At 56.5% G+C, this 13,923-nt stretch carries 14 protein-coding genes and 1 pseudogene; 6 read left to right on the top strand and 9 right to left on the bottom strand.

Annotated elements, in window-relative coordinates:
- Positions 1-30: 30 nt before the first annotated feature.
- The 4 genes and pseudogenes from ACYZT2_RS04940 to ACYZT2_RS04925 form a co-directional block, all read right to left on the bottom strand.
- Positions 31-399, bottom strand: a complete 369-nt coding sequence (locus tag ACYZT2_RS04940) for a glyoxalase superfamily protein (RefSeq protein WP_461970612.1) — start codon at positions 397-399, stop codon at positions 31-33.
- Positions 400-639: 240 nt separating this feature from the next.
- Entirely contained in the window at positions 640-2,085 is a 1,446-nt protein-coding gene (locus tag ACYZT2_RS04935; protein ID WP_461970610.1) for a SulP family inorganic anion transporter, read from the bottom strand.
- Between the two features lie 205 nt (positions 2,086-2,290).
- A complete protein-coding gene (locus ACYZT2_RS04930; protein WP_461970608.1) occupies positions 2,291-3,202 on the bottom strand; it encodes a LysR substrate-binding domain-containing protein in 912 nt (303 codons plus the stop codon).
- Positions 3,203-3,363: 161 nt separating this feature from the next.
- Positions 3,364-3,570 (bottom strand): annotated as a pseudogene (locus ACYZT2_RS04925) (NADPH quinone reductase MdaB); the annotation flags it as partial.
- 160 nt (positions 3,571-3,730) lie between these two features.
- Here ACYZT2_RS04925 and ACYZT2_RS04920 point away from each other — a divergent pair.
- The gene (locus ACYZT2_RS04920) at positions 3,731-4,045 is read left to right on the top strand and encodes a putative quinol monooxygenase (protein ID WP_461970606.1); all 315 of its coding nucleotides are present in this window, start codon (positions 3,731-3,733) and stop codon (positions 4,043-4,045) included.
- Here ACYZT2_RS04920 and ACYZT2_RS04915 read toward each other — a convergent pair.
- Positions 4,035-4,799: a sulfite exporter TauE/SafE family protein gene (locus ACYZT2_RS04915; protein ID WP_461970604.1), complete on the bottom strand. Its 765-nt coding sequence runs from the start codon at positions 4,797-4,799 to the stop codon at positions 4,035-4,037. The two genes, ACYZT2_RS04920 and ACYZT2_RS04915, sit on opposite strands and share 11 nt — an antisense overlap.
- A gap of 212 nt (positions 4,800-5,011) precedes the next feature.
- On the opposite strand from ACYZT2_RS04915, the gene ACYZT2_RS04910 reads away from it, so the two are divergent.
- From ACYZT2_RS04910 to ACYZT2_RS04900, 3 genes are all read left to right on the top strand, one after another.
- Positions 5,012-5,896, top strand: coding sequence for a LysR family transcriptional regulator (locus ACYZT2_RS04910; protein WP_461970602.1), 885 nt, complete (start codon positions 5,012-5,014; stop codon positions 5,894-5,896).
- A gap of 45 nt (positions 5,897-5,941) precedes the next feature.
- A complete protein-coding gene (locus tag ACYZT2_RS04905) occupies positions 5,942-6,463 on the top strand; it encodes a MerR family transcriptional regulator (RefSeq protein ID WP_461970600.1) in 522 nt (173 codons plus the stop codon).
- Positions 6,464-6,570: 107 nt separating this feature from the next.
- Positions 6,571-6,915 (top strand): cupin domain-containing protein, encoded by a 345-nt coding sequence (locus tag ACYZT2_RS04900; protein ID WP_007900627.1) that lies wholly within the window; start codon positions 6,571-6,573, stop codon positions 6,913-6,915.
- A gap of 151 nt (positions 6,916-7,066) precedes the next feature.
- On the opposite strand, the gene mmsB is transcribed toward ACYZT2_RS04900, so the two are convergent.
- Together mmsB and ACYZT2_RS04890 are read right to left on the bottom strand one after the other, a co-directional pair.
- A complete protein-coding gene (gene mmsB, locus ACYZT2_RS04895; RefSeq protein ID WP_030128141.1) occupies positions 7,067-7,954 on the bottom strand; it encodes a 3-hydroxyisobutyrate dehydrogenase in 888 nt (295 codons plus the stop codon).
- Between the two features lie 10 nt (positions 7,955-7,964).
- Positions 7,965-9,482, bottom strand: a complete 1,518-nt coding sequence (locus tag ACYZT2_RS04890; protein ID WP_461970597.1) for a CoA-acylating methylmalonate-semialdehyde dehydrogenase — start codon at positions 9,480-9,482, stop codon at positions 7,965-7,967.
- A 161-nt stretch (positions 9,483-9,643) separates the two neighbouring features.
- Between ACYZT2_RS04890 and ACYZT2_RS04885 the strand changes: the two genes are divergently transcribed.
- Positions 9,644-10,591, top strand: coding sequence for a LysR family transcriptional regulator (locus ACYZT2_RS04885; RefSeq protein ID WP_461970595.1), 948 nt, complete (start codon positions 9,644-9,646; stop codon positions 10,589-10,591).
- A gap of 436 nt (positions 10,592-11,027) precedes the next feature.
- Positions 11,028-12,353, top strand: a complete 1,326-nt coding sequence (locus tag ACYZT2_RS04880) for a hypothetical protein (RefSeq protein ID WP_461970593.1) — start codon at positions 11,028-11,030, stop codon at positions 12,351-12,353.
- Between the two features lie 397 nt (positions 12,354-12,750).
- On the opposite strand, the gene ACYZT2_RS04875 is transcribed toward ACYZT2_RS04880, so the two are convergent.
- Both ACYZT2_RS04875 and ACYZT2_RS04870 read right to left on the bottom strand, forming a co-directional pair.
- A complete protein-coding gene (locus ACYZT2_RS04875) occupies positions 12,751-13,347 on the bottom strand; it encodes a virion core protein, T7 gp14 family (protein ID WP_461970591.1) in 597 nt (198 codons plus the stop codon).
- Positions 13,348-13,358: 11 nt separating this feature from the next.
- On the bottom strand, positions 13,359-13,847 hold the full coding sequence (locus tag ACYZT2_RS04870; protein WP_461970589.1) for a phage protein Gp13 family protein: 489 nt from the start codon (positions 13,845-13,847) through the stop codon (positions 13,359-13,361).
- Positions 13,848-13,923: the final 76 nt, after the last annotated feature.

Here is a 13,923-nt window from a genome sequence, read left to right as displayed (position 1 = left end):
CAATCGATAGGCCTCGCTTGATCAGCTCACTCAAACACTAATCGCATTGGTAAACACCAACCGATTACCGAACGGATCGCTGATGCTCATGTCCTGGCTCCCCCAGGGCATGGCCTGAATTTGCGGGCGGGCGAACTGATACTCCTTGGCCAGCAATTGCTGCTGGAAAGTCTCCAGTTCATCGGTCTCGATCCGTAATGCCGAACCCGGTGTGCTGTCGCCGTGGTGCTCGGACAGGTGCAGCACGCATTCGCCACGCGAGATCTGCAGGTACAGCGGGAAGTTTGTTTCGAAGCGATGCTGCCAGTCGATCTTGAACCCCAGGAAGTCGACGTAGAACTCCAATGCCTTGGTTTCATCGAAAATCCGCAGGATCGGGATGGTTTTGCCGAAGCTCATGGAGTTGCTCCCAGACTGAGAAGGCCCAGAGTGTAGCTGGGCTGGATGTCAGCGCTTCGGCTTGGCACGGGGATTCTTTAATCTCAGAGTGCCATCACCCTGAGAAGATCAAAAGATCGCAGCCTTCGGCAGCTCCTACATGGGATCGCCTATCTATCAATGTGAAAATCCGATGGTAAAACTTTTATCCCCCTACCCTGATCGTCCCCACGCGAGTGTGGGAACGATCACTCAAGAATTTCAGTCATGATGCTCGCTGGCGCGTTTGAGCAGTTTCTTGCAGCGTTCGGACAAATGCAGCACCCGTAGCTGCTTGCCTGCCTTGGCGTAGCGCTCGCGTAATGTTTTCAGCGCGGCGATGGCCGAGTAGTCGACGAAGCTCAGGTGGCGACAATCAAGGGTCACCTGGGCCGGGTCACTGGCGGGGTCGAACTGGTTGAGGAATGGCGTGGTAGAGGCGAAAAACAGTGTGCCGTGCAGGCGGTAGAGTTTGCTGCCGTCGCTTTCCTGATGACTGTCGGCATACAGCTCCCGAGCCTGTTGCCAGGCAAAGTTGAGCGCCGCAATGATGATCCCGCACAACACGGCGGTGGCCAGATCGGTAAACACCGTAATCACCGTAACAGCAAGGATCACCAAGACATCATTCAGCGGCACCTTGTTCAGCACCCGCAACGAAGCCCAGGCAAAGGTCTGCTGCGACACCACGAACATCACCCCGACCAGTGCGGCCAGTGGGATGCGCTCGATCAGCGGCGAAAGGAACAGCACGAACAGCAGAATCATCACCCCGGCCACGGCACCGGACAGCCGACCGCGACCGCCGGAGCTGAGGTTGATCACGGTTTGCCCGATCATGGCACAGCCGCCCATGCCACCGAACAAACCGGAGACCATGTTGGCGGCCCCGAGCGCCACGCACTCGCGATCCGGGTAGCCACGGCTCTCGGTGATTTCGTCGGTGAGGTTCAGGGTCAGCAGGGTTTCCAGCAGCCCAACCAACGCCATCAATATCGCGTAAGGGGCGATGATGCGCAGGGTTTCCAGGCTCCTGGGAATGTCTGGCAGCGCGAAGCTCGGCAAACCGCCGGCAATGTGCGCCATGTCGCCCAATGTGCGAGTCGGCAAGCCGAGCAGGTAAACCGCCAGCCCAACGCCCAGAATCGCCACCAATGCCGGCGGCACGGCGCGCGTCAGCCGCGGCATCAGGTAGACGATGGCCATGGTCAGCGCCACTAGCCCGATCATCATGTACAGCGGATCGCCACTGAGCCAGGTTTCACCGCTTTTGAAGTGCTCCAACTGCGCCAGGGCAATGATGATCGCCAGGCCGTTGACGAAGCCGAGCATTACCGGGTGCGGCACCATGCGCACCAGTTTGCCCAGCCTCAACAGACCGAACGCCAGCATGATCAACCCGCCCAGCAGCACAGTCGCCAGCAAGTACTGCACGCCGTGCTGCACCACCAGCGCGACGATCACCACAGCCATCGATCCGGCGGCACCGGACACCATCCCTGGCCGCCCACCAAACAGCGCAGTCAGGGTGCAGATGATGAAAGCGCCGTAAAGCCCCATCAATGGATTGAGGTGGGCCACCAGCGCGAAGGCGATGCATTCGGGCAGCAGGGCGAAAGAGGTCGTGAGTCCGGCCAGGACATCGGCGCGCAGACGTTTGGGTTTCATGGCTTACCTAAAAACACAGGCGGGAAAAGAGAGGGCGGATGTTACGGAACTGGGGGCGGGCCGGCCAGTGGATGGGCCGGGTGCAACGCAATCGCGAGCAGGCTCGCTCCCACATTGAACTTGTATCGATCCACAACAATGGGATCGACGCAGAACTAATGTGGGAGCGAGCCTGCTCGCGATGAACGATGACGCGGTCTACGCATCAGCCATTGAAATCCGCAATCGCATAAGCCGCCAGTTTCCCCTGAATGAAGTCCAGGAAGCACTGAATCCGTAAGGCAAGTTGCGAGTTGCGGTAGTACACCGCGTTGATCGGTTGGCGATATCCGCTGTTGAACTCCGCCAGCAGCACCTGCAAGCGACCGGCGCGGATGTCGTCGATGGTCATGAAGTGCGACAAGCAGGCGATGCCCTGACCTGCCAGCGCCAAGTGCCTGATTGTCTCGCCGCTGGACGCACTGATCGACGCCTGGATCGGCCAGCGATCACCGTGGACGTAGCGCAGCGGCCATTGGTTGAGGCCTTCGTTGTGGGTGAAACCCAGCAGCGTATGTTCGGCCAGATCGGCAACCGCGACCGGTACGCCGTGTTGCTCCAGATACGCCGGGCTGGCGACGATGTGCAGCGGGCTGCAACCCAGTGAGCGAGCATGCAAGGTCGAGTCGGCCAGCGTGCCGATGCGGATGGCGATGTCGGTGCTTTGCTCGAGCAGGTCGATGATCAGGTCGTTGCTGTTGAGTTCGAGCTGGATGTCCGGGTAGAGACGGCGGAACTCATCGATGTACGGCACGATGGCGTGCAGCATGAACGGCGAGGCGGCGTTGATTCGCAGACGCCCGGAGGGGGTTTGCTGGCGTGAAGACAGGCGTTCTTCGAGTTCGTCCATCTGATCGAGAATCAGCTTGGCGTGCTCGAAGAAGTACTTGCCCTCCTCGGTCAGGTCCATGCGTCGCGTGGTGCGGTTGATCAGCGTGGTGTCGAGCTTGGCCTCCAGCCGCGACAGCGTGCGGCTGACCGCCGACGGCGTTTGCCCGACTTGTTCGGCCGCCGCAAAAATCGACCCGCATTCAATCACGCAGACGAAAATCTGCAATTCATCGGATCTGGCTTTCACGTGTGTCCCTTATCGATAGTCCTGCGCCGTTCTACTGTGGCGAGGGGCTTACTCTAAAGCCAGCCAAAGTGCGGAACCTGTGGGAGCGGGCTTGCTCGCGAAAGCGGTGTGTCAGTCGACATTAATGTTGAATGATAAATCGCCTTCGCGAGCAAGCCTCAGCCAGGCATTTGATAAATAATCACATCGGCCCAGAGGAATTTGGCGACCTCCTCCGCGACGTCGTACCCCTCGTCGATGAACGTGGCTTTCACGTCCACACCGCCGCGATCCAGCACGCTCAGCGCGGCTTCGTGCAGCGTCGTGTTGTAGCGACCATCGGAGTGGGCAAACTTTTTGCCGCCATTGAGCAACAGGACTTTTTTCATGAGAAGTCTCGCAAGGTTGAAATTCGATGGCCACAGAGTAGCGATCAGCCTCGCGCGGAATAAGCGCTCAATCAGCAAAATTCATTTGACCAATACGCACGAATCGACAGGTGATTGTTGCCGTAAAATTGCGCCGATTCTGACTTTCAAGGACAACCTGATGAGCGAAGTGCAAGGCTTCATCCTGCACGCCAAGACCCGCCCGGAAAAAGCCGAGGCCTTCAAAGCGTTTTTTCGTGCCTACGTCGAACCGAGTCGCGCCGAACCTGGTTGCATCGAGTACCACATGCTGGGAGACAAACAGGACCCGACGCTGTTCATCTTCTACGAGATCTGGCAATCCCAGGCCCATCTGGACGTGCACTCGAACCTGCCGCACATGCAGCAATTTCTTGAGCAGCGCATGGAATATCTGGAACGGGATTTCGATATCCGCCCGATCGAGATGCTCAGCACTTCGTCCGCTAGCCGCTGATCAGCAAGTGGCCGCCAAGCATGCCGAGGCCAATGAAAAACACGCGCTTGAACAACACGGCGCTGATCCGCTGGCGCAGCCATTGCCCCAGCAGCATGCCGAGCACCGCTGGAATCAGCGCCAGCAGCGACGCGCTCAACTCGCCACCGTCGAGGGCGCCGCTCCATAACAGGCCGGCGGCCAACGCAAAGGTCGACACGGTGAACGACAGGCCCAGCGCCTGCACCAGTTCATCCTTGCTCAAGCCCAGCGCTTGCAGATAAGGCACCGCCGGAATCACGAAGACGCCGGTGGCCGAAGTGATGATGCCCGTCAGCACACCGCACAGCGGACCGAACCAACGCTCGGTACGACTGCCGATGTGCAAGGTCGGCAAGAACAACCCGCTCAAGGCGTAAATCAACAACGCCGCCCCCAGCCCCCGCACGACCCAATGCCCACCGGCCATGCCGATCCACAGAGTACCGGCACCCGTGCCGATGAAAATCGCCAGCAGCATCGGCCACAATCGGTTCAGCAAACCGCGCAAATGACCGCCGAATGTCAATTGCCAAACGTTGGTCAGTGTGGCGGGAATGATCAGCAACGCCGCAGCCTGCGACGGTGCCATAGCCAGACCGAGCAAGCCCATGGCAATGGTCGGCAGTCCGAGACCGATCACGCCTTTGATCATCCCGGCCAGCAGGAAGGTGGCGATAACCAATAAAAACAGGGCAAAACCCAGATGTTGGTAGAACGCGGCGGGTGTATTCATGGGCTATGGTGAGCGCGGATGGTTGCCTTGAAAATCTGCCATATACCGAGGGTGCCTCTTGATTTGGTAGAGGCTGGAATTTTCGTTGCGGCTGCTGACGTCTTCGCGGGCAAGCCTCGCTCCTACAGTCTGGCAATCACAGATCCCCTGTAGGAGCGAGGCTTGCCCGCGAAGACGTCCGCCCAGACAACAAACCTCCTGAGGCTGTAACGATGCATTTCGACCTGACCGACCTGCGTCTCTACCTGCACATCCTCGAGACCGGCAACATCACCGCCGGCGCCGCTCGCAGTCATCTGTCCCTGGCAGCGGCGAGCGCACGAATCCGCGCCATGGAGGCTTCCCTGGGTGTCGAATTTCTGGAGCGAGGTCGCCGCGGTGTCAGTCCGACGCCGGCCGGCAAGGCCCTGGCGCAACACGCCCGAGTTCTTTTGCAACAGGCCGAGCGCATGCAGCAGGACTTGGCCGAATACGCCAAAGGGGTCAAAGGCCAGGTACGGTTGTTGTGCAACACCACAGCGATCACCGAGTACTTGCCGGAGTTGCTGGCAGACTTTCTGCGTGACCATCCGAACCTCGACATCGACCTGCAAGAGCTGCCCAGCACGCGCATCACCCATGCCTTGCGCCAAGGTGCGGCGGACTTGGGCATCGTGTCCGACGCCGTGGATACCGACGGCCTTCAGACCCGCTATTTCCGCGACGACCCGCTGGTACTGATCCTTCCGCGCGATCACCCCTTGGCCGACACCGGACCGTTAAATTTCAGCACCACCTTGCATCATGATTACGTCGGTCTGAACGCCAACAGCGCCTTGGCCGTGTACCTGGAAGAACAAGCCCTGCACAGCGGCTTAAGGATGCAGATCCGCATCCGTGCCGATGGCTTCGATGGCGTGATGCGTATGGTCGCCCGGGGTGCCGGGCTGGCGATCGTGCCCTTGGCGGCGGTCGAACGCTGGCCGGCTGAAAAGTCGTTCATAAGCATCGCACTGAAAGAGCCGTGGGCTCGACGCAAACTGTTGCTGTGCACCCGGGACTTCGCCGTGCTGCCCGGTTATGCCCAGGCCTTGCTGGACGTCTTGACTCTCCCCTGAGGGGCAGACTTTACCCTTGAGGTTTCATCTTCAGGGACCGTTACGATGAGCAAACGAATATTGGTGATTCTCGGTCATCCGTCGAGCAACAGTTTCTGCGGCGCGCTGGCCGAACGCTACACACAATCGGCGTTGCGCGCCGGGCATGAGGTGCGCCAGTTGTTTCTAGGCAAAATGGACTTCGACCCGGTGCTGCGCGAAGGCGGCCAAGCCGCGCAGCGCTCGGGCACGACGATCAAGAGTATTCGCCATTATGAGTCGATCGGCTTGCCGCCTGCCGCTCGGCGACAAGGAAAATACCGTGTCTATGATCAGCACAGTGTCGACCTGCTGATCTTCATCAAGTGCGCTCAACACCTGGGTTTCAGGCTCAAGGAGTTGCAGATGATCTTTTCCGGGCATCAAGGCCTGGCGATGCCCTGGTCATTGGCGCAGCAAGCCATCGATGCCAAGAAGTGCGAAATCAGCGAGAGGATTGCCGCACTCACGCATCAACACGAGCAATTGGTCGAATTTGAAGCAAGCCTCACACAGGCCAGAGCCGATTGCCCGTTGGAAAGTCTTTGAGGGTCTGCGCGTTTCTGGACAGCTCAATGTCGAATACAGACAACTGAACGGTGGATGGGCGCTATAGGGTGCGACTTCAGTTCTTGAACCCACTGCCCGGAGTCATCATGACCGCACCGATTACCGTCCTTCGCGACACCCATCCGCTGCCAGTACTCGACGCCTGCAAATGGGAAAAACTCGAAGGCGACCCGCACACCGTCAACCTCAACGCATACACCAGCGAAGATGGCAGCAAGATCATGGGCACCTGGATCTGCACGCCGGGCAAGTGGTATGTGGAATACGTGAAGTGGGAATACTGCCACTTCCAGGAAGGCTACTGCATCATCACCCCGGAAGGCATGGCGCCGATCCACCTGCGCGCCGGTGACATTTTCGTCATCGAGCCAGGGATGAAAGGCACGTGGGAAGTGGTTGAGACCGTGCGTAAGTATTTCGTGTTTGCCTGATAAAGCAAAAGATCGCAGCCTTCGGCAGCTCCTACAGGGTGTACACATTCCCATGTAGGAGCTGCCGAAGGTTCGGGCCGCGTTCGGACGATCTTTTTTCAGCCAATAAAAAACCGGGGATCTGCCCGACGCAGATCCCCGGAAAAACCTCTTACTGCGGTTTTCGATAGCTGTTGATGATTGCCGAGAAGTCCTTGCCACCTTCCCCACGCTGACTCATCGCCTGATACAACTGCTGCGCCACCGCGCCGAGCACCACCGGTTGGTGCGCCTGACGTGCCGCCTCAGTGGCCAGCCCCAGATCCTTGAGCATCAGTTCGGCACCGAAACCGCCGGTGTACCCGCGCGAGGCCGGCGCCGTTTCGACGATGCCGGGCCACGGGTTGTACATCTCCGAACTCCAGCAACGCCCGGTGGAACTGTTGATGATCCCCGCCAGCACCGTCGTGTCGATCCCCAATGCATCGCCCAAGGCCATGGCCTCGCTGACGCCGACCATGGAAATCGCCAGCAGCAGGTTATTGCAGATCTTGGCGATTTGACCGGTGCCGACTTCGCCACAGTGGACGATGTTACGGCCCATCTGCGCCAGCACCGGTTGCAGGGTCGCGAACAGCTCAGGCGTGGCGCCGACCATGAAAGTCAACGTCCCGGCCGCTGCACCGCCAGTGCCGCCGGAGACCGGCGCATCGGCCATGGCAACGCCTTGTTTGGCGGCCGCTGCGGCAACGTCGCGCGCCGTTTGCGGATCGATGGTGCTGCAATCCACTGCGGGCACGCCCTTGGCAATCCCCGCCAGCACGCCGTCTTCGCCCAGCCAGACGCTGCGCACATGGACAGCGGCTGGCAGCATGGTGATCACCAGCTCTGCATCCTGAGCCGCTTCACGCGCCGAAGCGCTGATGCTGCCGCCCAGTTGCTCGAGCTCTGCCAGCACAGCTTTGTTCAGGTCGACCAGGCGCAGTGAATGGCCGGCCTTGATCAGGTTGCGCGCCATCGGCGCGCCCATATTGCCGAGACCGATAAAAGCGATTTTCATGTCCGGCTCCTTATCGCAAGTGGATGGTGGTGTTCACACCGTCGTTGACGCTGTCATCGTCGAACCAGCGTGCAGTGACGGTCTTGGTTTGAGTGTAGAACTGCACCACTTGCTTGCCATACGGACCGAGGTCACCGAGCTTCGAACCACGGGAACCGGTGAAGCTGAAGAATGGCACCGGCACCGGAATCGGGATGTTGATGCCGACCTGGCCGACGTCGATTTCCGTCTGGAATTTACGCGCCGCGGCACCGCTTTGGGTGAACAACCCCGTGCCGTTGCCGAACGGGTTAGCATTGACCAGTGCGATGGCCTGATCGAGGGTATCGACTTCCAATACCACCAGCACTGGGCCGAAGATTTCCTGAGTGTAGATCTGCATCTCGGGAGTGACGCCAGAGAACAGGGTCGGGCCGACAAAGTTACCCTTCTCGTAACCCGGAACGCTGATGTCGCGACCGTCCAGTTCCAGCTTGGCGCCTTCCTTGATGCCGCTTTCGATCAGATCGAGAATCCGTGCCTTGGCTCGCTTGGAAATCACCGGGCCAACATCAGTGCCCGGCTCGCTGCCGGCATTGACCTTGAGTTTCTGCGCCAGCGCTTTCAGGTCCGGCAGCCATTGTTTGGCCGCGCCTACCAGCACCACCACCGAGGTGGCCATGCAACGTTGCCCGGCCGCGCCAAAACCGGCGCCGACCAGGGCATTGAGGGCTTGCTCGCGATTCGCATCGGGCAGCACAACGGCGTGGTTCTTCGCACCCATCATCGATTGCACGCGCTTGCCGTGTTTACCGGCCAAGTCGTAGACGTGAGTGCCGACCGCGGTCGAACCGACGAACGAAACAGCCTTGATGTCCTTGTGGGTGCAAAGCGCGTCCACCACATCCTTGCCACCATGAACGACGTTGAGCACACCCGGCGGAATGCCGGCCTCGATGGCCAGTTCCACCAGCAGCATGGTCGACATCGGGTCCTGTTCGGACGGCTTGAGCACGAAGGTGTTGCCGCAGGTGATGGCCATCGGGAACATCCACAGCGGGATCATCGCCGGGAAGTTGAATGGGGTAATGCCGGCACAGACGCCGATTGGCTGACGCAGGGTGTAGGTATCGACACCGCCAGCGACGTTCTCGGCGAACTCGCCCATTTGCAGGCTGCCAATGGAGCAAGCGTGTTCGACCACTTCCAGGCCGCGGAAGATATCGCCTTCAGCGTCGGCGATGGTTTTGCCCTGCTCATTGCTGAGCACCACGGCAATACGCTTGGAGTGTTCGCGAATCAGCGCCTGAAGCTTGAGCATGATGCGCATCCGCGCGCCGATCGGCGTCAGCTTCCAGGTCTGGAAGGCACGATGGGCGGCGCTGATGGCGGCATCGACTTCGGCGGCTGTCGCGAAGGGGACTTTGGCCAACACTTGTTGGGTCGCCGGGTTGACGATGTCGTGCCACTCGGTGGTCTGGGATTCGACCCACTCCCCATCGATCAACAATTTGACCTTTTGCACGGTGGTTTCTAACGATGCGTTCATATTGGTCTCCGGACGTTGTTCTTATTTAGAGAGCGATCTTTGGAGCCAAGGCGAGAAAGTCGCCTTGAGATGAGGCGTGTGTCGCGAATTGGTTGTCGGACTGTTTTTGGAGTATAGATGTGCAAACTTCTAATAAGAACGCACATAAAAGCCGGTCCATCATGCAAAAAAACATCACGTCTTTAGGCTCGTTGAACTGGGATGACCTCAAGTTTTTCCTCGAGGTTGCCCGCACTCGCAAGGCTAGCACCGCAGCCAAGCGCCTGGCGGTGGACTACACCACCGTGTCGCGACGCATCAGTTCGCTAGAAGCCTCATTGGGCACATTGCTGTTCGAGAAGTCCCGGACCAGCGGTTTCGTCCTGACTGCCGAGGGCCAGCGGCTGCTGGGTTACGCCGAGTCGATCGAAAGCACGCTGCACATGGCCTGCGAACAGGTTTCGGGCTCAGGCGTGGCATTGTCCGGGCATGTGCGCATGGGCTGCACCGAAGGTTTCGGCAGCTTTTTCATCACTCCGCAGCTGAGCCATTTCGTCGATACCTACCCAGCAATCTCGGTGGACATCCTGCCGTTGCCGCACTTCATCAGCCTGTCCAAGCGTGAAGCAGACATCGTCATCGCGCTGGAGCGGCCGGAACACGGCCCGTATGTGTGCTGCAAACTCTGCGACTACCGATTGCAGCTGTATGCGACCCAGGATTATCTGGACAAGCACCCACCGATCCGCCGCCCGGCAGACTTGGGCAAGCATCAATTCATCAGTTATGTGGACGATCTGGCGTTCAGCTCGGAGCTGCTGTACCTGGCGAATGTGTTGCCCGGTGCAAGTGCCAATCTGCGTAGCACGAGTGTGATCGCGCAGTTCGTAGCCGCTCAGCAGGGACGGTCACTGGCGATTCTGCCGTGCTTCCTGGCGGCTCAAGACCCGCGATTGCTGCCGGTGTTGCCGCAAGAGATCACCCTTACCCGACAGTTCTGGATGTACTGCCGGGAGGACCTGCGCAAGCTCAAGCGGATTACCCTGTTGTGGGATTACATCCGCGCGGTCACTGAGCAGAATCAGGGTCTGTTGATGGGGGAAAGTCGGGAGATGTTGTTCGCCGACTGACTGTTCTTCAAGGAATCAGGTAGCAGGATCGTACTGAAGTCAGCAAGCATTTGCCAAGGATTTGTAACAGCGGTTGGTACTCGATTTGTAACACCAAGAGGCACTCGCAGACATCGAGACGGACCAGCTTCCAGAAGCCCGAGCGAGCGCGATAAGGACCCCATGCGGGCGCACGATAAGGCTCAGGCGTGAGGGGTGTACGGGGGGCTTTGGGACCATAGAAACACTGAGGTGGTCATTGAGATTTTTCTGTCAGATTCTCAAAGGAGTCTTAAGACCAATGTCAGTCTGCTATCATGCGGTTTTCTTCGCTTTTCCTGACAAACTAAAATATTACAGCTATCACTGTCGGCTGTATCGCCGCCAGATAACTGAGACGCAAGCACCAAGTTGTAGAACCGACAGCGCACATTAACTATCCAGCCAAGGAAGACCATTGAAAACAGAACTTTTAATACTAATGCCGGAGGATGAGGCATTTTGCAGCACAAAAAAAGCATTCATCGACTTCCTTAAAGTAGACTCATTAATATCAGTCACAGGAAACAAGATAAGCTATAGAAAGACGCCAAAAGGCAGAGACCAGGTCTCAGCAAAGTTCCGCATAGAGACAGACAAAGTTAAATCAAAGAACGAGAGATACTTCTTACTTCTACTTGAATGCGAACAACAAACCCACATTGATGAATTTTCAGAGTTATCAGAGAGACTCAAAACCATCATCGAGCGAATATCTCCAGGAGCTACAGCAGTAAATACTTTGTGGGATGGCGTTGGCCGAATATATGCAGAAAAGGCGTATCCGATCATCAATGAAGTTGAGAATTTGATGCGGCGCCTGATAGCCAAATTCATGCTCATCACCGTAGGAATGAACTGGTCTAAAGATGCAATCAATCCCGAGCTATTCAAAAAAATTGAAAAGTACGAAGATGAAGAGCCATACCTAAACGACCTACACAAATTAGATTTCATCCACTTAAGCCAAGTACTATTTGAGAAGAAGCGGGACATCACTATTGAGGAGCTCGATAGAATCTTGTCCAAAACACAATTCAACGCCGACGACAAAGAGAGAATTTTAAAGTATGTTCCCCGGTCAAATTGGGAAAAATATTTCTCATCGCTGGTTGACGAAAAAGATCACAGCCTTGAGAAGAAATGGGAGTTACTTTACAAACTAAGAAACAAGGTAGCACACAACCGCAACGTGAAAAAATCTGAATTCGATCAAATAAAAGGTCTTGCCGGCAATCTTTTGGAGGTTATTGGAAAGGCAACAGCAAAACTGGGAGAGATAGATATAAATGAAGAGGATCGAGAGCTGATAATTTACTCTTATCGCTCAGACTCTCCTGCCGCCATGGAATATCTAATAGAGAAAGCTGTAGCTGAGTACTATCTAAAGTCCGGCTATGAAATCAGCTCACCGCAACATGCCATTTCGGTACCTGCATTTGACTTTATAGCCTCAAAGGACGGCGACACTATCGCAATAGAAGTTAGATCTATATCGACACAGCGTTTTTACCCGCTGATGCGGATGATTTTAAACCGCAACATATCCCGATGGGAGTCTCAATATCCCGGATATGAAGCCCTATCAAAAATACACATTGTATGCGTGCTTCGAGACGAAGACCCTGGATATCCGATAGAGCGGGTATTTCAACAGGTGGAGAGAATCTCGACAGCTTTAGGTGACAAATATGAACTGCACCTTGGCCGCCTCGACGATGAAAACTCTTTTATCCCATTATAATGGCAAGGTCACCCAGCACAGTCACCAAATTGAACACAGACGACATCCCCAAGGCATTCGACCAGAAGACCAACTTGAGCAACTCCAAGAGTGACAACGAATAAGCCAAGAAATCGGTAGGTGACACGATGTGAAACCAGGTGCGGAGTAAAGCAATACAGCCTTCCACTGAGTAATCGTCGCTTAGCCCTCCTTAAGCTGTAGGGTTAGGTGATATTGATAATGAAACCACCTTCACATAGTACAGCCTCTTAGGTATTTTAATGGGGCTATAAGTAGTAAGTAACCTTAAGTCCCCTCTGCTTATAGTGGGGGTATTTGGAGGCCTTACGGACCGGGCCTCTCAGAGGTGGCCATTTTGAAAAATAAGGGAACCCGTTAAGGTCCCCTTTGAGAATTACCGTGTGCCTCCATTCTGCACACTCACACTGTTACCACCCTTCGGAGTTCCAGAGGCGCCCTTGCCGAATTTACCGTCCGCCGCTGCGTATCCTTGAACGCCCGAAGATACGATGTTCAGCGCGTTCGCGATGTTGTTCACGTTGTACCTCTTACCGCCTTGACCACGCACTGCGGCCTTGGCGTTCTCTGAGCTGCCTACACGATTCGCAAAGATGGCCTGGTAGTCACGCTCATAGTTATCGGTAATGTTCAGCCGCTGAGCTGAGGCGTCGTTGTCCACGGAATTACGGAGACGGTCCATTGAGTGACCCGAAAGGCCAGACTCGCCAATTGCTGCCCGGATGGTGCCTTGATTGCGGATGGTCTGGATGTTCACCTCGGTGAGTTGGCGACGAGCTTCGTCGTGTTTATCAACGGTCGCAAGCTTCTGATCGTTCTCCGCAAAGTTAGCCTGCTTGACGATTTCGTTTTGTTGCTTCCGTTCGTTGTCCGTCATTTGTCCCTTGGCCTTGGCGCTTTCTCTCGCGCCCATAGCTGCGCTCATGGCGCTAACTATCGCAACCGTGGCAATACCTCCTGTTGGATCACACATAAAAAACTCTCCTATAGCCAAAATTGTTTGAAAGGGAACCCAGCAGGGCTAATGGAGTAGTCAGCCTGGAATGTTGCCCCAAGCACCTCTAAGAGCCGGACGTGAGCACGATTACCGACGGCGACAAAGTTGGTTAGCGCTACTCCGCTGCAACTCCCGCGTTTGATGTCTTCCAAGTGACTCTTCAGGACTCTGTAGAACCGATACCGCTCGGCTTTCGAGAGTTCCGTAACTACGTTCGTCGTAACAAACCAAATGCCTCCCCGCGCATGCCCGCCCACAGCCAGCACACGGGAACCGAACTTGATTGCGTGAGTTGTCTCATCGAGAGCCTTGGGAAAAACCTCGGCAGGATCGCGGCCTGATTGCATCGAATGAAAATCTGAGAGGTCACCAGCGGATAAATCATCTGCCGCCACATGCAGGTCAGCGAGGGTTGCTTTTACTTTATAAATTCGGGCATCGCCGACAGTGAGACAGGCAGTTTTAAAACTGGTCATGTTTTATTTTCTCCATATTATATTCGCCCTCTGGCCGACCTCCACGGCCCAGCTACTCGACCTTATGATGGGTCTG

The sequence above is a fragment of the Pseudomonas sp. MDT1-85 genome (genome assembly GCF_054898065.1).
The sequence above is the reverse complement of the archived record's forward strand: the minus strand, read 5'-3'. Positions and strand labels throughout refer to the sequence as shown.